11 protein-coding genes are annotated in these 24482 nt (G+C 52.2%); 5 read left to right on the forward strand and 6 right to left on the reverse strand.

The window, feature by feature from the left end:
* Positions 1-66: 66 nt before the first annotated feature.
* Positions 67-1020 carry a 5'-nucleotidase gene (locus ACFVYJ_RS01120; RefSeq protein ID WP_419414340.1) on the reverse strand — a complete coding sequence of 318 codons (954 nt, stop codon included), beginning with the start codon at positions 1018-1020 and terminating at the stop codon, positions 67-69.
* A 443-nt stretch (positions 1021-1463) separates the two neighbouring features.
* On the opposite strand from ACFVYJ_RS01120, the gene ACFVYJ_RS01125 reads away from it, so the two are divergent.
* Positions 1464-1919 carry a DUF302 domain-containing protein gene (locus ACFVYJ_RS01125; RefSeq protein ID WP_419414341.1) on the forward strand — a complete coding sequence of 152 codons (456 nt, stop codon included), beginning with the start codon at positions 1464-1466 and terminating at the stop codon, positions 1917-1919.
* A 111-nt stretch (positions 1920-2030) separates the two neighbouring features.
* On the opposite strand, the gene rpsA is transcribed toward ACFVYJ_RS01125, so the two are convergent.
* The 3 genes from rpsA to ACFVYJ_RS01140 form a co-directional block, all read right to left on the reverse strand.
* Positions 2031-3710 (reverse strand): 30S ribosomal protein S1, encoded by a 1680-nt coding sequence (gene rpsA, locus ACFVYJ_RS01130; protein ID WP_419414342.1) that lies wholly within the window; start codon positions 3708-3710, stop codon positions 2031-2033.
* A gap of 202 nt (positions 3711-3912) precedes the next feature.
* Positions 3913-4692: a hypothetical protein gene (locus ACFVYJ_RS01135; protein WP_419414343.1), complete on the reverse strand. Its 780-nt coding sequence runs from the start codon at positions 4690-4692 to the stop codon at positions 3913-3915.
* 36 nt (positions 4693-4728) lie between these two features.
* The gene (locus ACFVYJ_RS01140) at positions 4729-6798 is read right to left on the reverse strand and encodes a carboxy terminal-processing peptidase (RefSeq protein WP_419414344.1); all 2070 of its coding nucleotides are present in this window, start codon (positions 6796-6798) and stop codon (positions 4729-4731) included.
* A 162-nt stretch (positions 6799-6960) separates the two neighbouring features.
* On the opposite strand from ACFVYJ_RS01140, the gene ACFVYJ_RS01145 reads away from it, so the two are divergent.
* The 3 genes from ACFVYJ_RS01145 to ACFVYJ_RS01155 all read left to right on the forward strand — a co-directional run bounded on the left by ACFVYJ_RS01145 (position 6961) and on the right by ACFVYJ_RS01155 (position 9571).
* Positions 6961-7485 (forward strand): FKBP-type peptidyl-prolyl cis-trans isomerase, encoded by a 525-nt coding sequence (locus tag ACFVYJ_RS01145; protein ID WP_419414345.1) that lies wholly within the window; start codon positions 6961-6963, stop codon positions 7483-7485.
* A 16-nt stretch (positions 7486-7501) separates the two neighbouring features.
* Positions 7502-8785, forward strand: coding sequence for a M18 family aminopeptidase (locus ACFVYJ_RS01150; RefSeq protein ID WP_463254755.1), 1284 nt, complete (start codon positions 7502-7504; stop codon positions 8783-8785).
* A gap of 519 nt (positions 8786-9304) precedes the next feature.
* Positions 9305-9571 carry a hypothetical protein gene (locus ACFVYJ_RS01155; RefSeq protein ID WP_419414347.1) on the forward strand — a complete coding sequence of 89 codons (267 nt, stop codon included), beginning with the start codon at positions 9305-9307 and terminating at the stop codon, positions 9569-9571.
* A 38-nt stretch (positions 9572-9609) separates the two neighbouring features.
* On the opposite strand, the gene ACFVYJ_RS01160 is transcribed toward ACFVYJ_RS01155, so the two are convergent.
* Positions 9610-10386 carry an amidohydrolase gene (locus ACFVYJ_RS01160; RefSeq protein WP_419414348.1) on the reverse strand — a complete coding sequence of 259 codons (777 nt, stop codon included), beginning with the start codon at positions 10384-10386 and terminating at the stop codon, positions 9610-9612.
* Entirely contained in the window at positions 10374-11522 is a 1149-nt protein-coding gene (locus tag ACFVYJ_RS01165; RefSeq protein ID WP_419414349.1) for a methionine aminotransferase, read from the reverse strand. The genes ACFVYJ_RS01160 and ACFVYJ_RS01165 overlap by 13 nt, the downstream gene beginning before the upstream one ends.
* Positions 11523-11880: 358 nt before the next feature.
* On the opposite strand from ACFVYJ_RS01165, the gene ACFVYJ_RS01170 reads away from it, so the two are divergent.
* Positions 11881-24474: a VCBS domain-containing protein gene (locus ACFVYJ_RS01170; RefSeq protein ID WP_419414350.1), complete on the forward strand. Its 12594-nt coding sequence runs from the start codon at positions 11881-11883 to the stop codon at positions 24472-24474.
* The last annotated feature ends 8 nt before the right edge of the window (positions 24475-24482 follow it).

A 24482-nucleotide genomic window follows, 5' to 3' on the forward strand; every position in this document is an offset into this window, starting at 1 on the left:
AAAGCCCAAAGCCCAAAGCCCAAAGCCCAAAGCCCAAAGCCCAAAGCCCAAAGCCCAAAGCCCAGGCTAGCTGTCCGCTGCTTTTGTTTGTTCAATTTGTGTGTTTGCGATACCAAAAGGTATATGTACCATTGGTATATCGCCAGCCTTTGATTCTAAATGACTTCTTTGGTCATCAAAGAACATATGTGGTTTCAGTTTTGACAAAATTCTATTTTTCTCCATGCCGCCAAGAAAAAACATCTCGTTAGCGCTTACCCCCCAATCCTCAAGGGTTGTAACTACACGCTCATGAGCTGGTGCATTTCTGGCAGTAACAATAGCGGTAGTTAGCGCCCTCTTATAGTTTCGATCTTTTTCAATTTCACGATCCTCTAGTTTTTGGAGGAAAGAAAGCTTCTTGAACAGATCGGCTAAGGGGCCAGGCTTGTGGGGTACTTCAGAATTGGCGACCTCATATGCATGAAACTCTGGCAGGTCGCCACCCTTGAATATTGCCTCTGCTTCGTCATCAGCAATAACTCCGTCAAAGTCGAACGCAATTCTTAGCTCATCGTTTTCGTCATCACTAATTACCTTGCTAGGTAACACCACTCCGCCTGGGTATCCCGCATCAATAGCATTTTGCACATCCTCTTCATTTGCCGACAGGAATAGTGATGCGTTAAACGCGGGAATATATTCAAATGGTGACTTTCCTTCCATAAAAGCCGCCCTGGATATATCGAGATCATAATGTTTAATCGATCTAAAAATCCTTTTCCCTGTGGCGGCTGAGTTCCTTGACAACAACACTACTTCGACCGGTAACTGGTTAGGAAAGCGCTGATTGATTTTTAAAAATCGCTTAATAAAAGGAAAAGCAACGCCCTTCTCAAGGACCTTGTCCAAATTCTCTTCTTGAAACTTTTTATAGGCCTTCGGTCCTTCTTCAACGAAAACCGCATGCGACTCTGACAGATCAAACAGAGCACTTGATGAAACCGCTATAACCAGCTTTCTTTCAATAGGGTGCGGCATATAACTCCTTGAGAATTGAACAGCCAAATATACGGCATATTGTCAGAAAACTTCACGGCAATCTGTCGTATATCGTTACAAACGAAGATTGAGTTTTCAGTTTCATTAAGTTGATTCTAATAGGGTTTGTCTGGGGTTTCGTGACGTGCTCAGGCTGATTTTTTGCGGTATGTTGTCGCGATACCCATGCAGGACAGGGTCTGGTGTTAGCGGAGTGGTCACGCTCTGTGCTCATCACTTGCCCTTGTGTCGATGGGGCTGAGAAAGCGTCTTGCTTCGTTATAAAGCATTGTGTGTTGGAACGCAAAAGCGTAGCCAGTCTCATTTGTCTGGGAGTAACGCGTGCCGCTACTGCCTGGCGGCTTGCTTGACCATGCCGAAGGTGAGACCTACAACTAGTAGTTAATGAATCGGAAACGTTGTGTCGATAGCCGGAGGTTAGGATGAAAGGACTACTGCTGGTTGCGCTGTGTTGGGTGGTTACCTGGCCGCTGTCTGCGGCAGAGGGGGTGATTGATGTTAAAAGTGCCTTCGGTGTTGAGGAAACGGCGGATCGTTTGCAGACTGTGCTTAAACAGAAGGGGATGAAGCTGTTTGCCCGTATCAATCATGCTCAGGGTGCTGCTTCGGTAGGATTGTCGTTGCGAGATACTGAGCTGCTGTTGTTTGGTAATCCCAAGGTGGGAAGTCCGTTGATGCGCTGTGAACAGTCTGTGGCGCTTGACCTGCCCCAGAAGGCTTTAATCTGGCAAGATGAAAATGCTCAGGTCTGGATTTCCTACAATGATCCCGGTTACCTGCAAAGTCGGCATGCGATCAGCGGTTGTGATGAGGTGTTGGCTAAGGTGGAAAAGGCTTTAGCGGCATTCGTGCAGGCAGCTGCTGGTGAGGATATGTGAGGTGGTAGAGTGTAAAACCGAGTACTTTATCGCTATTAAGCAATAAAAAACCGCAGCCATCACTGACTGCGGTTTTTTTATGAAGCGGCTGTTGCCAGCCTGGACTTCATCTTACTTCTGGTTGTCCAGCTGCTGTTTGATCAGATCACCGATGGTGGTCGGACCTGCAACTTCAACTTCTGTGTTACGTACAGCAGAGATGGCAGCCTGTTCATCAGCCTGATCTTTGGCACGGATAGACAGGGTGATGCCACGGTTGCGACGGTCAACGTTAGTGATTTTAGCTTCAACTTCGTCGCCAACGCTCAGAGCAGTCGTTGCGTCTTCGATGCGATCAGCAGAGATCTCGGAGACTTTCAGGTAGCCTTCGATGCCTTCAGCCAGCTCAACGGTAGCGCCTTTAGCATCTACTGCAGCAACTTTACCCTTGACGATGGTACCTTTGTCATTGGCCGCTGCGTACTCAGTAAATGGATCGCTTTCCAGCTGTTTGATGCCCAGAGAGATACGCTCTTTCTCTGCATCGATAGACAGGATAACCGCTTCAACTTCTTCGCCTTTCTTGAACTGACGCAGTGCAGCTTCAGCATCGGCTTCCCAAGTGATGTCGGACATGTGAACCAGGCCGTCCAGATCATCCTGCAGACCTACGAAGATACCGAAGTCTGTGATGGTCTTGATAGTGCCGGTAACTTTGTCGTTAGCCGCGAAAGATTCAGCGAAAGATACCCACGGGTTGTCAGCACACTGCTTGATACCCAGAGAGATACGGCGACGCTCTTCATCCACATCCAGGATCATGACTTCTACTTCGTCACCAATCTGAACCACTTTGGATGGGTGGATATTTTTGTTAGTCCAGGACATTTCAGACACGTGAACCAGACCTTCAACGCCGTCTTCGATAGATGCGAAGCAGCCGTAGTCAGTCAGGTTGGTTACGCGAGCGGAGCACTTGGCACCAGCTGGGTAACGGTCTTTGATCAGGGACCATGGATCCTGATGTAGCTGTTTCAGACCCAGAGAGATACGACCAGATTCTTTGTCGAATTTGATGATCTTAACTGTGATCTCGTCACCTGGGTTCAGCATTTCAGATGGGTGAGAGATACGTTTCCAAGCCATGTCGGTGATGTGCAGCAGGCCGTCTACACCACCCAGATCGATAAAGGCACCGTAGTTAGTCAGGTTCTTAACGAAACCTTTAACTTCCTGGCCTTCTTCCAGAGTCGCCAGCAGTTCATCGCGCTGTGCAGAGTTAGCTTCCTGCAGAACCGCACGACGAGAAACAACGATGTTGTTACGCTTAGGATCCAGTTTGATCAGTTTGAATTCCAGCTCTTTGCCTTCCAGGTGGTCAACGTCGCGTACTGGACGCACGTCAACCAGAGAACCTGGCAGGAAGCCCTGGATGTTGTTGATGCTGACGGTGAAACCGCCTTTAACCTTACCGCTGATGTAACCTTTAACAGTTTCTTCAGCATCAAATTTGGACTGCAGAACTTCCCATGCTTCAGCGCGCTTGGCTTTTTCACGGGACAGACGGGTTTCACCGAAACCATCTTCTACCGCTTCCAGCGCAACTTTAACGTCGTCACCGATTTTGATTTCCAGCTCATTCGCATCGTTCAGGAACTGGGAACGTGGAATGATGGCTTCGGATTTCAGGCCGGCGTGAACGGTTACCCAGTCGCTGTCGATATCAACAACTTCGCCCACTACCAATTTGCCTGGAGTCATATCCAGAGACTGAAGGGATTCTTCAAACAGATCTGCAAAGCTTTCGCTCATGAATTAGTCCTATTTAAAAAGGCTACGAAGATCGCAGCACTTCTGCCTGCAATAACCGGCTTGCAGGGTTAGTCGTTTATCCGGTCAGGGGGCTAAGGCCGGGATCACCCCAAACTGGATAGAAAATGAGCGCGCATTATACAGAATTCCCGTATAGAAAACACTGTTAAAGAAGGAATTGCTGTGTTTTGTACGCTGAATATCAGGGTGAGGTGCGAAAATCGGCCAGTTGCAGTTCCAACTGTCGCTGGCAGGGGGTGGTAACTGTTTCCAGGTCCTGCAACAGCAGGGGAGAGAGCTTGGTTTCGCCACTGATGTCGGCGAAGTATTCCTGGATGGCGCGGGTTTCATCCGCTGAATTGGCAGCGATCTGAATACCGTCCCCAACACAGAATGCATAAACTGACAGCTGGAGGGACACAAATTGCTGGCGCTGCTCGTCATCGAGCATCAGTCGGCGATTACGTATCACATCATGGTATTTCTGTTTGACTGCCGCCGCCATTGCCTGTTGCTCGGCAGTGTTGAAGCGGCGGGCATCCTTGCTGTCCTGCAACAGTTTTGTCATCTGTTGTTCTACAGCGGCCAGTTGCTGGTTCATGCTGAGGGGCGCGAAATGCTCATTCATACGCCGGTAGTTCTGTAACTCGGTGACCTGTTCCCGTAGGGATTCGAGCTCGCTTTGCAGTGTTTTTTTATCTTCGATTAAACGCTCGTTATCGCGGATCAGGCCACGTATTACGCGCTGCGCGGGCGTTAGCTTTTCATCGCCGAAGGTTGGCGGGAGTTGCTTTCCGCCCAATAGCCCGGTGGACTCTTCGTATTTGCTACCGGGGATCACCTTAAAACCAAATTGTTCAAATTGTTGCTTATTCTCTGAGTACTGGCCACCGGCTTTTTTAACCACTAAATACCCGCCAGCTAATAAAATTATCAGCACGAAAGGCGCGAGGACAATCAGTATCACAGTGCGTTTGGTCACAATACAGTACCTTCAATGGGCGCAGTCATTGTAGGTTTATTCGGCACTCGCAGTGGAATACTTTAAAGTGAGGTAGAGTAGGTCGATTAAAATTCGTCCACTTTCTGTCAGCATCGCTTCAGCTTCCGGGTTGACGGGTTTGCCCTGTTCATCGGTTTCCAGCGCATCAGTGGCTTCTGTCAGGCTGGCGAACGGAGGAAGTTCCTTCGCTGCTCGGCGGCGATTTTCTGCTTCAAGCTGCCAGCCCTCAAGTGCTTCCCGCTGTTGCTTAAGTGCGCTCTCTTGTAGGGGCATTAGCACATCTTCTTTCTGCTCTTTCAGGTGTGCGATCTGCTCGCGCATATATTGGAAGTCAGGATCATTGGCGGTTCGTGCCTGATAGCGTTGCTCGAGTTCTGTGAGGAATGGCTTAATGTCGATATATTCGCCATGTGGGGCAGAGCGTACTGTATCCCAGTCCAATGCTTGGTCTAGGGCACTTTCTCCAATAATGTCCGGGTCATACAAAGTGGGGAAACTGATATCAGGGTGTACGCCTCGGTTTTGCGTGCTGTCGCCTGAAATTCGGTAGAACTTAGCATTGGTTAATTTTAGCTGGCCGTGATTCAGTGGCAGCAGGGTCTGTACGGTGCCTTTACCAAAGGTTTGGCCACCGATGATGATACCCCGGTTATAGTCCTGAATAGCGCCGGCAAAAATTTCCGATGCAGAGGCGGATAGCCGGTTCACCAGAACCGCCATTGGGCCGTCGTAAGCCAACTTAGGGTCGTGGTCGCCCAACACTTCAATGCGACCAGTAGAGTCTTTTACCTGAACGGTCGGCCCCCGATTGATAAACAGGCCGACGGTTTCATTGGCTTCCCGCAGTGAACCACCGCCATTGTTGCGCAGGTCGATAATCAAACCATCAATCTCTTCGGTTTGCAGTTCGTTGATCAGGCGTTCTACATCCCGTGAGGTGCTTTTGTAGTTGTCATCGCCATTACGCAGGGCGGCAAAATCGATGTAGAAGGCAGGAATTTCAATGATCCCCAGACGAAATTTGCGATCGAAATGATTCAGTTCCAGCACACGTTTTTGTGCTGACTGCTCTTCTAATTTAACTTTGTTGCGTACGATGCGTATCACGCGAACGGGGGCGTTATCTCGCTCAGGTGATTTTACCTGCAGTCGCACAACTGAGTCTTTGGGGCCTCGGATCAGGTCGACCACGTCATCTAGGCGCCAGCCTACTACGTCTTCAAACTCGCCTTGCTCACCTTGAGCGACACCAACAATCAGGTCAGCGGCTTTGAGCTGTCCGGTTTTATCGGCTGGGCCGGCGGGCACCAGTCGAACAATTTGGGTGAATTCATTTTCACTTTTTAGTACAGCGCCAATGCCTTCCAATGACAGGCTCATGTTGATCTGGAAATTTTCTGAATTGCGGGGTGAAAAATACTGTGTATGTGGATCAAACTGTTTTGTGAACGCGTTGGCAAAGGTCTGGAATACGTCTTCCGATTTGATCTGGTTAGAGCGTTGTTGCTGGTTTTTGTAGCGTTTCAGCAAGACCTGTCGCGCTTCATCTTCGGTTTTATCCGCCAGCTTCAGGTTTAACAGTGCACTTTTAACTCGCCGGTGCCAGAGGCTATTCAGTTCTGCCGTATCTTTTGCCCAAGGCGCATTTTCGCGGTCATTGTTGAGTGTTTCTGGCACAGTGAAATCAAACACCATGTCGGATTCAAGCTCGCCGATAATAAAATCCAGGCGTTCTGCCAGGCGGGACTGAAAACGGTTGTAGATCAGGTAAGCAACCGATAGATCGCCTGATTGGATTTGATCGTCAAACAGTGCCTGATAACGGGAAAATTCGTCAATATCACTTTGCAGGAAGTAGCTCTTGGTGGGGTCTACGTCTTGCAGATACTGGGTAAATATCTTTTCCGATAACGCGTCATTCAGGCTGACGCGGTTGTAATGCCCTAGCTTTAGCGATTCAGCAATTTCCACCAGTGTAGAGCTGTGGATGGGTTGTGCTTCGAGTTTCGCCTGAACAGCGGCAAACGGCAGCAGGCACAGCACAGGGATAGCTAGATAACGCAGCGGAGATAACATAGTAGACATAATTGGACTGACTTCCGGGACAAGTTCGTATTTAGGACAGGGAAAACCGGTCTCAGGTTCCCATATGCTATCAGGCAGCGACAACACTACTGATTCTGAGTGTAGACATGGGGTTTCCTGATGTAAACTGCAACCTCTTGTTGTTAAAAAGGTTGTTTTGCAATGCGTAATCAGACTTTTCATCGCTTGGGGTGGATATTGGGGCTAGTACTGGTCCTCTTGGCTGGCTGTGGTGAAAACCCGGAAGAGGAGGCGTTCAGACAACAGCTAAAAGACAAAGCGCTGAATGATGATACGCGCAAGCTGGGTGAAGCGTTTCTACAGGAAAATGCACAGCAACCTGGGGTGAAAGTAACCGTCAGTGGTTTGCAATACCGCATAGAGCAACCCGGAGAAGGCCCGCATCCAGGCATCACTGACCTGGTGACTGTGCATTATGAGGGAACCCGGGTGGATGGCGGGGTGTTTGATAGCTCTTACCAGCGGGGTGAGCCGTCTACGTTTCCGCTGAATCGGGTTATCCGTGGCTGGACTGAGGCTGTTGGCATGATGAATAGAGGGGCCGTCTGGACACTGTTTATACCACCAGAGTTGGCATATGGGGCAACCAGTCCGTCTGATCAGATACCGGCGAACTCCACGCTGATTTTCAAAGTGGAATTGGTAGATTTTCAACCGGCGCAATAGTAATAGAGATAGATTGATGAGTGATTTTCTGCAACAGCTACAAGGGTTTCTGGCGGCTTCACCAACGCCTTATCATGCCACAGCGAATATGGCGCAAAGTCTGCAACGTGCAGGCTATACCTTTTTGCCCGAGAGTGAGGCCTGGCAGATGCAGGCCGGCGGTCGCTACTACACCACTCGTAATGGTTCTTCACTGGTTGCCTGGACCTTACCGAAAACCGCTGCGCTGGAAACCTCGGGGTTGCGCATGGTGGGTGCGCATACCGATTCGCCCTGCCTGAAAGTTAAACCGAAACCTGAATTGCACCGCAATGATTATCATCAGTTGGGGGTCGAGGTTTATGGTGGTGTGTTACTGAATCCATGGTTTGACCGTGATCTGTCGATGGCGGGTCGGGTCAGTTACCTGAATGCGGCTGGCCAGCGGTGTCAGAACCTGATCGATTTTCAGCGCCCGATAGCGGTCATTCCAAGTCTGGCGATTCATCTGGATCGGGAAGCCAACAAAAATCGCGCAATCAATGAGCAAACTTACCTGCCGGTCATTCTGGGGCAGGGTGCAGAAGCCCACGACTTTAAGCAGATGCTGACGGCACAACTGGCCGCGCAAGGTGTCACTGATGTAACAGATATTTTGGAATATGAAGTCGTCCTTTACGACACTCAGCCACCGGCCTGCATTGGAATGGACCAGGCATTCATCGCCTCTGCCCGGTTGGATAATCTGTTGAGCTGTTTTATTGGCCTGACTGCACTGCTGGAAGCGGACAGTGATATGGGTACCTTGCTGGTGTGTAACGACCATGAAGAGGTTGGCAGTATGAGTGCGTCGGGTGCTCAGGGGCCGATGTTAAAACAGGTGCTGGAACGTATGCTGCCAGAGCCGGAAGCACGTGCCCGGATGCTGGCACACTCGGTGCTGATTTCGGCCGATAATGCCCATGGTATCCATCCTAACTTTGCAGATCGGCATGATGAAAACCACGGCCCACTGCTGAACGCGGGACCGGTGATTAAAATCAACGCCAATCAGCGTTATGCCACCAATAGCGAGACCAGCGCACTGTTCCGCCATCTGGCTCAGCTGGATGGTTTGCCGGTACAGTCGTTTGTGGTACGCAGTGATATGGGGTGTGGCAGTACCATTGGACCGATTACCGCCGCAGAGTTAGGTGTGCGCACTCTTGATGTAGGGGTGCCGCAGTTTGCCATGCATTCAATCCGTGAGCTGGCCGGTGTGGAAGATTGCACCACCCTGACGACTATCTTGCGCCGTTTTTATACCACGACAGAGGTGTAATGACTGTTTGCTGCCTGCTGCAATTGCCGTAGGCAAGCTCTTCCAGCCAGTAACACTCAATCAAGACCTTTAAACATGCTGGCAGGCATCTGTATGAAACCGTCTGAAGATCAGTGACTGCCACACTGGCTGATGTATGCGGGATCTGTGATGCTTCATGGTGGAGAGGTCAGTGCGGTGCAGGTCGGAGGCTCATCCTGGGTACTTCTGACAAATTATTGGTAATGACCAGTGAGCTGATTGTTGTTTTCGGTTCAGTGATAAACACAGGCGTGTCCTCTGTGAGCTATCCGTTCAGGATAACTTTAGCGTTGGCATCCTCCAGGCCGTCGCAGACGCCGATGATCTTATCGATGCCAGCAACTTGCGTACATTTTTGACATCGGGTTGCGGGCTTGGCAGGACATGTATACCGCCTTGACGATTTACCTGTTTAGCATTGATCATCAGAGTGCAGCGGCGCAAGCTGGATGAAGTAATCAGGCTGAGCTGGAATGCTAACAGCAGCTGGCTACAAGTTTGTCTTACTTGGAAACACGCGCCATCGCCGCAGAAAAAAACCGTGACGCCTATAGGGATCAGATCGATATAGAACAGCGCACCTTGCTTGATCTGCTGGATTCTGAAAATGAGCTTTTGAGTGCCAAGGCTGAATCTGCCGAGGGGCGCTTTGATAAGGTTTTGGTGGACTACCGTTTGATGGCGGTGCTCGGTTTACTGCTGCAATCCCTTGAGGTCGCCTCCAGGGAAGAAGCGCAGTTTAGCAATGCCCTGATAGCCGGTTGAAGTAAAAAAGCCTCCATGTGGAGGTTTTTTATGCAGTGCTAATCCAGGCGAAAGGTATCGGCATCCTGCCAGGCTGGAAATGCTTCACGAAACTGTTGTAGTGCACTGCCAGACAGCGTGCGGCTGGCAATTTGCACCGGCTGGTTTGCCAGATCAAGCTCGGTTTCACCGCGAAAATTAACCAGCATGCTATCCCCATCAAACTGATATTGGTTGCCATCTTCACCGGTCCGGTTTACGCCGGCCACGTAGCACTGGTTTTCAATGGCGCGTGCCTGCAGTAGCGTGCGCCAGGCAGTTCTCCTGGGGTTTGGCCAGTTGGCAACGTAGATCGCGAGATCGTAATCATTCAAATTGCGACTCCACACCGGAAAGCGCAGGTCGTAGCAGACCTGGGGCAGAATTCGCCAGCCTTTATAGGTCAGCACGGTGCGTTCGCTACCTGATTGATAATGCTTATGTTCATTCCCCATGCGAAACAGGTGGCGTTTATCATAGTGATAACAGTCACCCGCGGGGGTAACAAATAGCATTCGGTTACGAAAGCCATCTGTGGTTTTCATGACGATACTGCCACAGATGGCAGCGCCTGTAGTCTTGGCTTGATGACGTAACCAGGTGACTGATTCACCGTCCATTGTTTCGGCAACGGCTTCAGGTTGCATGCTAAAGCCACTGGTGAACATTTCGGGCAGCACAATCAGGTCAGTGGTGCCGGTTAGCGCCAGCAGATGTTCAGACAGCATGGCTCTATTCTGTGCAGGCGCCTGCCAGTGCAGATGGGTTTGTACCAGGCTGATGGTTAAATCTTGCATAAACGCTCCGTTGCTTCCGACAAGGTGGCTTCTCCCTTGGCAAAGCAGAGTCGGATAAAACCGGTCTGATAACCGCCTTTATAAAAGGGTGATAGTGGTATAGCTGCTACGCCGACGTTTTCCAATAACCAGCTGACGAAGTCGAGGTCTGTCAGGTCGCTAACATTGCGATAATCCAGAAGTTGGAAATAGGTGCCCGCCGAAGGCGTAAGGTCGAATGGGCTTGCGGCTAACGCCTGATTGAGAAAATTCCGCTTTTGCTGATAAAAGCCGCCAAGTTGCTGCTCATATTCAGGGTGGGCAACCATAAATTCGGCAATGGCTGCCTGCAGTGGTGTGGCGGAGCTGAAAGTCAGGTATTGATGTACCTTTTGTAGCTCTTTGGTTAGCGACTTGGGTGCCACGCAGTAACCGATTTTCCAGCCGGTAACATGGTAGGTTTTACCAAACGACGAGATAATAAAACTCCGCTCTGCCAATTCGGCGTGGCGGTTGACGCTCATGTGCTTGGCACCATCAAATATAATATGCTCGTAGACCTCATCTGACAGTAAAACAATATCAGTGTCTTGTAATATCGCCGCCAGTCGCGCCAGGTCGTATTCGGTCAGTGTGGTTCCGGTTGGATTGTGTGGCGAATTGATGATGATCATCCGGGTGCGTGGCGTGATGGCCGCTTCCACTTGTTGCCAGTCGATCTCAAATGCGGGTGGCACCAGGGCGATGTGTACACTGGTAGCGCCATTGAGGCGAATGGCTGGCTCGTAGCTGTCATAGGCGGGATCAAATACGATCACCTCATCGCCACTGCTGACCACAGCACTGATCGCGGCAAAGATCGCTTCTGTTGCACCGGAAGTGATGGTTATTTCCGTATCCGGGCTCAGCTTGCGTTGATAACAGCGCTGTACCTTATCAGCAATGGCGTCGCGCAGTGTGGCCAGGCCGGACATCGGTGCATATTGGTTAGCACCAGCCTGGATATGTTTGCCTGCAGCATTGAGTAATTCAGCCGGGCCATCAAAATCCGGAAACCCCTGCGACAGGTTGATTGCCTGGTATTCTGCAGCCAGTGCTGACATCTGTGAAAAAATGGTCAGGCCGATATGGGGTAGCTTGCTGGTGGGGTAGCGCATGTCATATCCGGCATTGGTATTGGCATCGACAAGATGCCTTGAGGTATGTGAAGTAAACGTAAATATGTCTGTTTAGGTGCTTCGTAAGGTATTGGCCCAGTATCCGTCATGTCACTCGGCTACCATTGGCTCACTATACTGTTTTTATTGACCGCAGAGGAAGCCTTGGTCTGGTTAGCACTTCGGTGCGTAACATCCCTAGCCATGGGCTTTGGCCTTAGTGCCATCTACGTGGCCGTTATCCTTGTATAGTCTGATTAATCCCATAATATGTAATTAGTTCGTATTTCTTTGCGGCATGTTACGCGTAGTGTAGATACAACATATGTTCTGTGTATAGGCAATGGAGAGTTGTGCCATGAACGTCACTAAGGTTACCGAATCAGTTATTGTCATTGCTATACGTGGTGAAGTGCTTGTTCAAGACAAGCATGGACATGTCCGCCTGCTTAAGCTTGATGACAAACTGTTACCTGGTGACACCATTCTGCAGGGCGATGGCGCCTTGGTGCTGCAAAATCAGGCGGGTGAGCAGACAACACTCGGTGACGTTGACGATCAGCAGTCAGATCAGACTTTCTTTCCTCCAGAACAGCCATCGGCTCAGCATAACAGCCAAAGCGATAAACCGAGTGATCAGCCGGCAGCGAAACCAGCAGAAGCCGATGATAAAACAGCGGTATCCGAAACACCGCTAACGCGTGATACCGGAGAACTGGATGCTCAGGTACGGGTTGAAAGATCGGCACAAGAAGCCTTTGCAGAGGCGGGCTTTGAGCAGAACGGTTCGGGGTTTTCGGCGGCGGAGGGTGTGGTCAGCGAGCTTGGTGCAGAAGGGAAGCATGTAGAGCTGACTGGTACTGGATCTCAGTCCGTATTCAAACCCTCGGTTGAAGGCGGTAATTCAGCGGTCATTGCGCCTGATAAATTAACTGGAACCCCCGGAACTCTTCAGCTTCATGGTTCTTTGGTTTTGGATAGAGGGGTTACGGGATTAGCTGTTTTCAGACCTGCAACCATTCAGACCAATTTTGGCCAATTAACCATTACCGATAAAGGTGAATGGTCGTATACGGCTTCCAATTTGCACCCGGGGCTGCAAAGTCTGGGGGAAGGTGCCAGCACTACAGAAACCGTTCTGGTGGCCAGTAATGATGGCAGTAAGCATCAGATTACTATTCATATTCAGGGCAGTAATGATGCTCCGGTGCTGCAAGCCAGCCATCACACGGTTGATGAGGGCGGTGCACTGTTATCGGGACAGATGGTCGCAACGGATGTTGATTCTGGAGACTCGCTTAGTTTTAGCTGCAAACAGGCGGTAGCAGGGTTCAGTCTGAATCCTGATGGCAGTTACAGCTTTGATCCAGCTCATGCGCAATACAATAACCTGGCTGCCGGCGACTCGCTGGCACTCAATGTTCCCATAACTGTCACGGATTCGAAAGGTGATACCGATAGTCAGATATTAGAGATTATCGTCACAGGAACTAATGACACGCCTGTCATGACCATAATGTCACCGGTGCTTGTGTCTGAAGGTGATACCGTTTATCAGGGACAGCTAAGTGCCACCGATCCCGACACGGGTGAACCCTTGATGTATTCTACCTCCGGGCATGTAGATGGTTTCAGCATGCTTCCTGACGGTAAATATAGTTTCAATCCCAGTCACCCTGCTTACACCAGTCTTGGCGTCAATGAACAACTGATTATCAATATCCCTGTAGTAGTGTCAGATCCACATGGAGGAAGTGATACCAAGACACTCAGTGTGACAGTGTTGGGTACCAATGATGCTCCTGTCCTGTCTATTGTGCCCCCCGAGAATGTCGCCGAAGACGCAGTCATCATGCACGGGCAGCTATCATCAACAGAGATCGATCATGGCGATACGGTAGCAATCTATGCAACGACCAGGCATGTCGATGGTTTTGTCATGCACCTGGATGGCAGCTATGACTTTGACCCGTCGCATATTGCTTATCAGAATCTGGCTGAAAATGAAGTCAAGGAGCTTCGTATTCCGCTGAGTGTGATGGATGCTCATGGTGCAATGGATAAAGGCGAATTGATCATCCGCGTCACCGGCACCAATGATTTACCACGCATGACAGCTGTGCCTGCTTTGGCGGTACATGAAGGCGATGCGGTTTATCATGGCCAGTTAACTGCGACAGATATCGATACTGGCGATACGCTCAGCTATACCGAGACCAAACCGGTAGCCGGTTTTACCATGAACGCAGATGGTAGTTACACCTTTGACCCCGGTAATGCAGCCTACAATAATCTTGGCTTTAATGAGCAACGTGTGATTGATATTCCCATTGTCGTCACTGACTCACGTGGTGGCAGCGACACTCAGGTTCTATCTGTGACGGTGATTGGCACGAACGACGCGCCTGTCATCTCTGTTGTGCCACCCAGTGATGTTCGTGAAGATGCAGTCATGATACATGGTCACATTACCTCAACGGATGTTGATCATGGTGATATGGCGATCTATGCATCGACAAGACATATCGACGGCTTTGTTATGCATCCGGATGGCAGCTATGACTTCGATCCGTCTCACATTGCTTATCAAAATCTGGCACAAAATGAAGTCAAAGAGATACATCTCCCGCTCACAGTGATGGATGCTCATGGTGCCGTGGATCAGGGCGAACTGATTGTCCGCGTGACCGGCACTAATGATTTGCCAAGTATGGTCGCAGTGCCTGCTCTGGCGGCACATGAAGGCGATGCGATTTATCATGGCCAGTTAACTGCGACAGATATCGATACTGGCGATACGCTGAGCTTCTCCGCTACCAAGCCGGTAGCTGGTTTTACGCTGCATGCCGATGGGAGTTATACCTTCGATCCTCGCGATCCAGCATACGACCATCTGGCACCGGGTGATTTTGATAAGTTACAGATTCCGGTTGAAGTCACGGATCCCCATGGCGGGACAGCAACCCAGACCCTGGAAATCACAGTCAACGGAACCAATGATAACCCGGTGATTGTGGGGCAACCCCTACAACGCGTCGATGAGGATGGTAGCGTCAGAGGCCAGTTTCAGGTCACCGATCGCGATGATAATGAGCACTTTAGCTACAACGTACCCGCACCGGTTCCCGGTCTGACATTAGCACCAGATGGCAGTTACAAATTTGATGCTAGCGATTCTTTTTATCAATATCTGAAACAGGGGGAATCGCTGGATCTCTCCATCCCGGTTGTCGTGACCGATAGCCATGCAGGTCAAACACAAAGCCAGATACATATTCATATTACCGGCACTAACGACATCCCAGTGATCGGTGGGGTCGACCACGCTATCGGTGGTGTACAACAGGCACAGGCGGGCAATCTGCATATTGATGGTGACCTCATTATAATGGATGTTGATGCGGGTCAATCCAACTTTCAGGCTCAGTTGATCAAAGGCAGTTACGGCATACTGGCACTTGATCAAAATGGTCATTGGGGTTACACCGCATCAGCCAATCAGCCGGGATTAAAGATGCTGCATGGCAGTCAGCATGTTGAAGAGACCTTCACGGTTATGACAGCAGACGGCACCCCGCACGATATTGTAATCAAAATTCAGGGTCAGAATACTCCCGCAGCCTTCGGTGGTGTTAACGCGGGCATGACCATGGAAGACACCGTGGATACCTTCTCGGGCAAGATGTCTGTAACAGATCCCAATGTCGGTGAGTCTAAGTTCACTGTACAAGATCATGATACCGCTCACGGTCATATTTCCCTCACAGCCGATGGCTCTTGGATATACCACCTTAACGATCAGGATCCCGCGGTTCAGGCACTCGCAGCAAAAGGAACGTTGACCGAGAATATCGTCGTGGGTAGTGTCGACGGCACGCCCCACATTATTACCATCAATATTGCCGGTACCAACGACCAGCCTGTCATCACCGGCAGTCACGCAGGTAAAGTCACTGAAGATACAAGCATCAGTACTGCTGTCGGCACACTGACAGGCTCTGATGTGGACGCCGGTGCAGCGTTAACATGGGCGGTTGCAGGGTCGGATCAAGGTCAATACGGCACCATCGCGGTAGATCCGGCAACGGGCCAGTGGACCTATCATCTCGATAATAGCCGCGCTGCAACCCAGCAACTGACCGATGGTCAGTTACAGAAAGAGACGTTCACCGTTGAACTTATTGATGAATATGGTGCCAAGTCGCAGCAAACGGTCACAATCAGCGTTATAGGTGCCAATGATGGTCCGGTTGTGTTCTCCAGTGCGACGCTGCCGGGTAGCAGTGAGGATGTGGATGTCACACTTACATCATCGCAGTTGCTGGCTAACGCTACCGATGTGGACCTGGGTGAAAGCGCATTACTCAGCATAGAAAATCTGCAGGTCGACCACGGCACTATTACTGACCATCACGACGGTACGTTTACTTTCCATCCGGCCGCTAATTATAACGGCGATGTCACCTTTACCTATGACGTACAAGATCCTCATGGCGCTTCGGTCAGTACAACCGCGCGCATGAATCTTGCTGCCGTTAATGATGCTGCCACGATTTCTGGTGATGACCGGTTGGCAACAGTCGACGATGACACGGCGCTGAAAGGTCAGTTACAGGTTACCGATATCGATTCGACCAGTGAGGAACATTTCACGCCGTTAACCGATGTCGATGGCACCTACGGCAAGTTCTGCATCGATGCCAGTGGCCAATGGAACTACACGCCGGATGCACGAGCCGATGCACTGGCACCGGGAGATACACCGAAAGAAACTTTCACCGTCCACACCGTGGATGGCACTGCGCACACAGTCGAGGTCGTGGTTACCGGCTCTTCCGATATCGCCCTTGGTGGCGATACTACGGGTGCAGCAACAGAAGACACGGCCACCATCATCTCAGGTGATCTAGTCATAACGGATGAAACCGGTGTGGCTACCACGCCTCATTTGGGTGACCATAGCCTGTCGGGTACATACGGTTCGCTCGATCTGCGTGACCAGGGCCACTGGATTTACAACCTGCATAACCAGGCTACCAATGTACAGGGTCTGAAAGATGGTGAAATGGTGGAGGATCATTTTCACATCACCCTGCCAGACGGAACTACTCAAGATGTAAATATTCAGGTCACTGGTACCCATGACCTGCCGGTGATCGAGGCAATGGCTGCCACCGCTGGCGCAGCTGAAGTGGATCAAGTTGTGCAAGTATCCGACTTCACCGGCGCCACCGATCTGGACATGCTCAACACCGAACATACGGGAGTATCGGCTGGCGCAAAAATTGTCGGACTTTACATGCCGGGCAGTGATTCCAATTTATTGGCCAACATTGCGCTGGGAGATTTACCGACCACTCACTCCGCCTATGACACTAGCAACCTAGCCGCTGCCGGGGCAGGCTATCAGTATTTGGATCAGCACGGATGGTTTGGCCAAAATCTCGAGGGTGGACCGACTCGTTTCACCGCGCTCCCGCCGGATGTCCGTAATAATTTTGAAGGTGGACTCGTGGTGTTCGAGGATGGCACCTTCGGCCGACTGGTCAAGGTTTGCGAGGATCCTCGTCCCAACGGTCCCGGTGACTACATCTATTTCAACAAATTCGAGGGTGTAGACACCAACAACGGTTTATCCGTCTTCTCTGGTGATGCGGCAGCCGGATCACAGGTCGAAGTCTATGAAGGTGCCCAGCACCTTGGCACTGCCACTGCGGACAGCCATGGCCGTTGGCAGCTTGGGGTGCCTAATCTGACCGATGGCGACCATGCTATTCACACCGTAGCAGGAGGTATCCAGTCGGAACCCATGATGGTGGGAATTTCAGGTAATCAGGCAGACCTGACACCCGCCACGCCGATCCTTGGAACAACGACGGAAGACGACAGCGCCCACCAAAGTCTGTCCGGGCAGATGCACGTCACCGACGCTGATATTGCTGACCATCCTGCGTTTACGGTGCAACAAGACATTGGCGGAAAATACGGGTCTTTCTCTATTGATGCCGATGGCAATTGGCACTACACCCTCGACAATTCTGTTGCCGCTACTCAGTTCCTCGGCGCACATCAAACGGCCCACGAAACTTTTCTTGTCGAAGTCACTACCGATAGCGGCGAAACCGCTACGCAGGTCGTTCAGGTTGATGTGACCGGCACAAACGACGCGCCTATCGTGGCGCAGGTGATTTCCCCCGTCAGCGTCAACGAAGGTGATGCGCTTAGTTTTCAGATACCCGCAGGCAGCTTTACCGACGTGGATGACAGCATGCTCAGCTACACGGCAACCCTGACGGATGGCAGTGCTCTGCCAGCTTGGCTTCACTTCGACGCAGCAACGCAAACCTTCAACGGCAGCCCGACGCATGCTGAAGATGGCCAGCTCAGCGTTAAAGTCACTGCGACTGACGTGCATGGCGCTGCGAGTTCGACAAACTTTGCTTTGAGCGTGATCGACAATGTCGCACCGAATAGGCCAACCATCGATCCCCTATTCGCGGACATCGACACCGCCACACCAACCCTGACCGGTCAGGCGGAAGTCGGAAGCACTGTCACGATCATGGACGGTCAGAATGTAGTCGGCACCACTATCGCTGATGCTCAGGGGCACTTCAGTTTCACACCGTCATCGGCTTTGGCCGATGGCAGCCACAGTTTTTATGTCACGGCAACCGATGCTGCTGGCAATGCCTCGTCACCCAGCAACATATCTAACACAGCAATCGACACACAGACCCAGCCCATTCTCAGCATCGACAGCATTGATAATTCTCTGGAAGTGCAGACGCAAACGACGGGTGGACACCATGTCCATGGCGCCAACCATCCAGGCAACAGCGGACATTGGGCTGCTAATGCATATGAAGTGACGTCTGGTGATGTGACAATCCATGGTTCAGCCGCCGGTGTGGCAGATGGTAGTACCGTCACCTTGCAGCTTCAGGATAAGCTGAATCCTGCGAATACATTTGATCTGACAGCGACCGTCAATGCTGGGCACTGGACGGTCACCATTGATCATTCCCAAGTCGACAAGGTAGGTCAGCACGATTGGCAGGTAGGCGTCAGTGCCACCAATAAATTTGGCGATGTCATCCATACCAGCACAGAAATTATCGATGAAGGTGCATTGACGCAAGCGCTGACTGAAGGCGCAGCGGGAGCGAATCTGGACTTACTGGATGGTGCAGACGGTATGGCTGTGCAGAATGTATTGTATTCCACAGATGGCACGCAGTATTTCAGCCGAATCCCGGCAGGATTTGCTTTGGCAGCAGACGGTCACACCCTCCAGGTTGATCCCGACAGCGCGGCTTTTGAACATCTGGCAGAAAATGCCCAAGTCACTTTCCATGTAAAATACGATATCGTCGAGACCGTCAGTGGTACAACTGAGGTCATCCACCAGACTGCATCTGTCATTATTACCGGCACTAATGATGCGCCAACAGTCTCATCTTCTGTTGTTTTAACCGCAGGAACAGAAGACACAGAAGTAACCTTAACTGCTGCACAATTATTGGCCAATGCATCAGATGTAGACCACGGTGAATCTGCTCAGCTGAGTGTGCATAATCTGCAAGCCGATCATGGCACCATCACCGACAACCCCGACGGCACTTTTACCTTTCACCCGGAAGCTAACTACAACGGCACTGTCAGCATTACCTACGATGTGCAGGATCCACAGGGATCCACCGTCGCCACATCGGCCAGTATGGATCTGGCTGCTGTAGCCGACGCTGCCACAATTGCAGGACAGGACCATCTCACGGCCCATGAAGACGGAGCTTCTTCGATCCACGGACAGCTCGGCGTGAGCGATCCGGATGCCGGCGAGTCACATTTTAACCAGCAAATGCACGTCACCGGCTCCGGTGGATTCGGCCATTTCACCGTCCTGCCCACCGGCATGTGGATCTTTTCTCCAGACAACGCCAACCCCCGTGTTCAGGCGCTGGGCGAGCATCAAACGCTCACCGATGAATTGGTCGTCACCAGCACTGACGGTACCCAGCACACGGTGACCGTAACCATCGAAGGTACCGATGACACGCCGGTGATAACCGGCGATACAACTGCGACTTTGACAGAAGATACCGGTGTCACAGCAACCGGGGCGCTTTCAGCCTCCGGCACCCTGACTGTTTCTGATATCGACGACGGGCAGAATCCAACCTTCGTCGCCCAACACATTCCGGGCAGCGGCGGCTACGGCATTTTCAGCATCGATGCCGCAGGCAACTGGCAATACCTCGCCAACAATGCCAATCCGACCATTCAAGGACTGAAGGCAGGCGAACCACTGACCGAAACGGCCGAAGTCGTCACCACGGACGGCACCCGGCAAACCATTACCGTCACCATCACCGGAACCAATGACGCGCCCACTGTAACAGCCGCCTCAGGACACCAGACGGCAAGCGAAGATGCCCCGCTGATTTTCTCTGAAGCAACTGTGCTTGGCATGGTAGGCGCGACAGATGTCGATTCAGACACGCTGCATGTAACCGGGATCAATATCGATCCGACATTTGGTCAGTTCGCCCAACGGGCCGATGGTTCCTGGATTTTTACCCCGGCTTCCCAGGTCAGTGGCTCTGATCTGCCGGTCACCATTGAGGTGAGCGATGGCCACGCCACGAGTTCAGCGCAGGGCCTGCTCGATATCACCGCAGTGGCAGATACACCCACGCTTCAGGTGACAGTCAGTTCACTGGCACATCAGGCTGCCAACAGCTATAGCACGGCAGATTTTAGTGGCACGACCGAAGCCATCGATTTCGATGTCACCAGCAGTGGGTATCAGATTCCCGGTGAGAATCAGCAGGCTGGCTACTATGCAGTAATGACCGCACACGGTGGCACGGCCGATGATGTTTTCCGCTTCTCGGATTTGCAGCCCGGGCAAACCTATCAGGTTGATGGTGGTTCGGGTTCGAACGTACTTGATTTCTCCAGCTACCACGCAGACGACGTAAAGATCGATACCGGTGCAAAAACCGTTACCGTGACATTACCGGGTGGCAGTACGTCGACTATCCACTATGAGAATGTCGATCAATTCCGCTTTTCTGACACCGTGTTCGATGGAACGCCCCATGGTTTAACGCCGGTCAAAGGGCAATGGGTCGCTGAAGGCGCACAGATCGAATCTACCGGCGGCGGTCCGATGCAAACCTCCATCGTGAATTTTCAGGGACAGTTGGCTGCTGACTACACGCTGGCAGCAACAGTGAATGCGCACCATGCTGCTCCCGGGCATGCATACACCAATGGCGGTATCGTGTTTGATTATGTCGATGAGCATAATTACAAGGTTGCTTTCCTGCGTGTCGGGAAGCAAGCCTGGACGATTGAAAACTGCCAGAACGGTCACACCACAAGAGTTGCAGGTGTCCAGGACCCGGCATTAACCACAGCCGATGCTGATCACGAAGTTGAGCTGCGTGTGCATGGTTCGGTGGCCGAGCTCTGGTCCGGGGGTGTCATGAAAACCTCCCATGACTTTCATGAGCCTTTGAACAATGGCCAGTTTGGTGTTGTGGCGGATCGTGCCCAAACCGCTTTTACACTGGAAATGCAGCCCAGCGATTGGGCACCTTCAGCGCCGGATCTCGAGATCCTGATGGGGGCGCACGACGGCTCAGTCACTACCGCCGATGTGCTGGCGCAATCGATTGATCCGGAAGGCCATGCCGTGACCCTGAGCAGCGTACAGGCAACCACATCACATGGCGGTACCGTGGTCGATAATGGCGATGGCACTTTCAGTTACGTCCCTGCATCTGGCTTCACCGGCCAGGACTCGTTTACTTACGAGGTCACCGACGGCACCAACGTAACGACAGCCACAGTCCGAGTCAATATTGCCAATATTCATACAGTGCCCGACGCACACCCCGGCGATCCCTTTGTGGTCAACATTGGCACTGACTCGGTGGACGCCGGTGAAACCCTAACCACGCGATTGGTTGGCCTGCCAGACGGCGCCATTGTCACCGACGGCACCCATACGGCGACGGTGAGTTCGGGTGATCATCTGGATGTCAGTAGCTGGGCGCTGCAGAGCATTACCGTTACCCCTCCGGCTGATCAAACCGACAACTATCTTGTTCATGTCGAAACCCGATCCACTGATGGTGCTGATAATTCTCCTTGGGTTTCAACCTCCTTGCGTGTGCAACTGGACCCACTAAGCTCCACGTTTGCTGATGCCTCCATCACAGGAGTTCTCGCGCAAAGTACTGATGAAGACAGTGCGGTTTCAGGCGTTCTGACAGTCACCGATGCTGACGCAGGGGAAGATCATTTTGTATCGCAACAAAATACAGATGGCAGCTATGGCGCCTTCAGCATTGATGCAAGCGGACACTGGACCTACACACCTGATGACCGGGCAGACGCACTGACAGACCAGGTAACTGCGAAGGAAACCTTTGTTGTACAAAGTGCAGACGGCAGCATTCAGCATATTGAGATTACGCTGACGGGAACCGTTGATGCGGCAGTGATAAGCGGTACCGATTCGGCCTTGATGACAGAAGATCAGAATCTTCAGCGTGGAAATCTGAACGCCCAGGGACAGTTGAACATTACGGATAGAGACTCGGGCGAAGCCGCCTTCGTCGCGCAAAGGTCTGCTGCTGGCAGCAATGGCTTAGGCGAGTTTCACGTCACGGCGACAGGTTCCTGGGCCTATATCGCAGATAACAGTAACCCGGCGATACAGGCACTCGGAGCAAATAGTGCCCCCCTGACCGACACCTTGGAGGTTACCTCCGTCGACGGCACAACGCACACCATTACCGTCAGGATACAAGGCTCCAACGATGCACCGGTGGTGAGTGCAACTACGGCTGCAGCTGCGGCAGACATGGGTTCTACCGACGAGGACACCGCCAAGACCTTCACCGAAGCAGAACTGCTTCACCTCGTCGGCGCCAGCGATGCCGACACCGCTGACACCCTTCATGTCACCGGAGTAACCAGCCCTCACGGCACCTTCGCGCAGGATGCCACCAGCGGCGACTGGACCTTCACCCCAATGGCGAACTATCACGGCGATGATGTGGCCGTGACACTCACTGTCAACGATGGACACGTCGACACCACTGCCCACGGTATGCTCGATGTGACTTCAGTGACCGATGCCGCCACCGCCAATCTCGCTCCGGTGGCCGAGCAGCATGTCATGGAGTTCCACGAAAACCTTGCCGGCGCGGTGATGACCGATGGCCCACTTCAGACCCACGGCGACATAGCGTCACTGGCCATCGAACTTTCCGTCATCGGTGGGAATCAGGGTAAAGTCTCAGGTTTCACTGGTCCGACGCTTGTGAGCTACGCGGCAAGCAGCAGTGACCTGAACACATTTTACATCTGGAATCCTAATAGCCTGACTCTGCACATCAATGGTCAGGAGATTGATACCCACGTCAACATGGGGACGGATTCGGACAGCCACCGATGGTCCTTTGTCTGGGACGGGCAGAGCGGTGATCTCGATATTCTCAAAGACGGACAATCCGTTCATCACCAGACCGGCGTGGCTCAAGGCTACCAAATCCCCGGCGGTGGCGTACTCGCCTTCGGCAACGATCAGGACAGCCTGGGCGGTGGCTACTCAACCGGCGATGCCTGGCACGGCCAGATGTTCAGTGCAACTGCCTCCACGGGGGTAACCGCCGCGCAGTTGGCCAACACCCCTCTACGTAGCGCCACGCAGGGCAACGCGCTGTTTCTCGATATTCAGGCTGAGTCCAGCGGGGTGGTCGATACCACCGGACATCACACCATCAGTGTGGCAGGTGGTGTGTCCACACCGACCACCATGGTTGATACTAGCATTGCCAACCCTTTGCCTGGTGCCCTGCTGCACCTGCACCCAACGGTCACAACACCAGATCCGACGGACACGGTTTCCGCCGTGCACATCAGTGGCCTCATTGCCGGCACGGTGCTTTCCGATGGACACGGACACAGCCAGACAGTCACTGGACCCGGCGATGCCACCGATGTGCACGGCTGGACACTCACTGATGTCACTGCACAACTACCGGCGGGTTCGCATACCAATATGCAGATCGGCATTGAGGTAGAAACAACCGGTCCGGATGGCACCCACACCAGAACCGACGCCAACGCCGCCGTCATCATCGACCCGACGGCTTCCGTTCCCGACGCCACCATTGCCGGCGACGACACCGCCACCACAGCCGATGATGATACCGCGGTGTCCGGCACGCTCACCGTCAGTGATTCCGACGCCAGTCAGGCGCACTTCACCGCTCAGACCGACGTCAACGGCCAATATGGCAAGCTCTCCATCGACGAGCAGGGCCACTGGAGTTTCACGCCCGACGACCGCGCCAATGCGCTCTCCGCTGGCGAAGCCCAAACCGATACCTTCACCGTCACTTCGGCCGATGGCACCACTCACGACGTGGCGATCACTGTCACCGGTAGCGACGAAGCACCGGCGGTTGCCAGTGACGAAGGTGATTCATCGGTAGAATCGTCAGACGTAGCATTCATGGTTGACGCTGAGAACACTGCAGCTAACGCCGAGAGTATCGCCGCTGATACTGAGGTGTCCATCCCAGATACATCGGTTTCCGATCTATCTGGGCTTTTAGGTACAGACACTGCGGCTAGTCTTAACTTTGATAATGTTAATCAACAAGCCGCAAGTTCAGAGCCAACATCCGATACATTGATGCCCGTGTCAGCAGACGATGTTCTAGCCATGCCGGATGCGGCCGCTCAGACGTTGTTGGATTCCATTGAGAGCCAAAGCACGCAGACACCGGATCTGGTAAACCCCACAAAAACCGACTCTGCTACTTCAGATGACGCGGGTCTGTCTCAGGATGACCAGGCCTACGCGCCTGATCAGTCCATCATTGATTCACAGATCGCGGACGCTTCGGATGACCAGAATGTTTAAGGTTTTTA

This window comes from Pontibacter sp. JAM-7 (assembly GCF_048548695.2).
Taxonomy (GTDB): Bacteria; Pseudomonadota; Gammaproteobacteria; order Pseudomonadales; family Balneatricaceae; genus Neptuniibacter.

Coding starts and splice junctions, on each gene's coding strand:
- rpsA (WP_419414342.1), bottom strand. CDS start 3,710: ATGAGCGAAAGCTTTGCAGATCTGTTTGAAGAATCCCTTCAGTCTCTG.
- ACFVYJ_RS01140 (WP_419414344.1), bottom strand. CDS start 6,798: ATGTCTACTATGTTATCTCCGCTGCGTTATCTAGCTATCCCTGTGCTG.
- ACFVYJ_RS01170 (WP_419414350.1), top strand. CDS start 11,881: ATGAACGTCACTAAGGTTACCGAATCAGTTATTGTCATTGCTATACGT.
- ACFVYJ_RS01145 (WP_419414345.1), top strand. CDS start 6,961: ATGCGTAATCAGACTTTTCATCGCTTGGGGTGGATATTGGGGCTAGTA.
- ACFVYJ_RS01120 (WP_419414340.1), bottom strand. CDS start 1,020: ATGCCGCACCCTATTGAAAGAAAGCTGGTTATAGCGGTTTCATCAAGT.
- ACFVYJ_RS01165 (WP_419414349.1), bottom strand. CDS start 11,522: ATGCGCTACCCCACCAGCAAGCTACCCCATATCGGCCTGACCATTTTT.
- ACFVYJ_RS01150 (WP_463254755.1), top strand. CDS start 7,502: ATGAGTGATTTTCTGCAACAGCTACAAGGGTTTCTGGCGGCTTCACCA.
- ACFVYJ_RS01160 (WP_419414348.1), bottom strand. CDS start 10,386: ATGCAAGATTTAACCATCAGCCTGGTACAAACCCATCTGCACTGGCAG.
- ACFVYJ_RS01125 (WP_419414341.1), top strand. CDS start 1,464: ATGAAAGGACTACTGCTGGTTGCGCTGTGTTGGGTGGTTACCTGGCCG.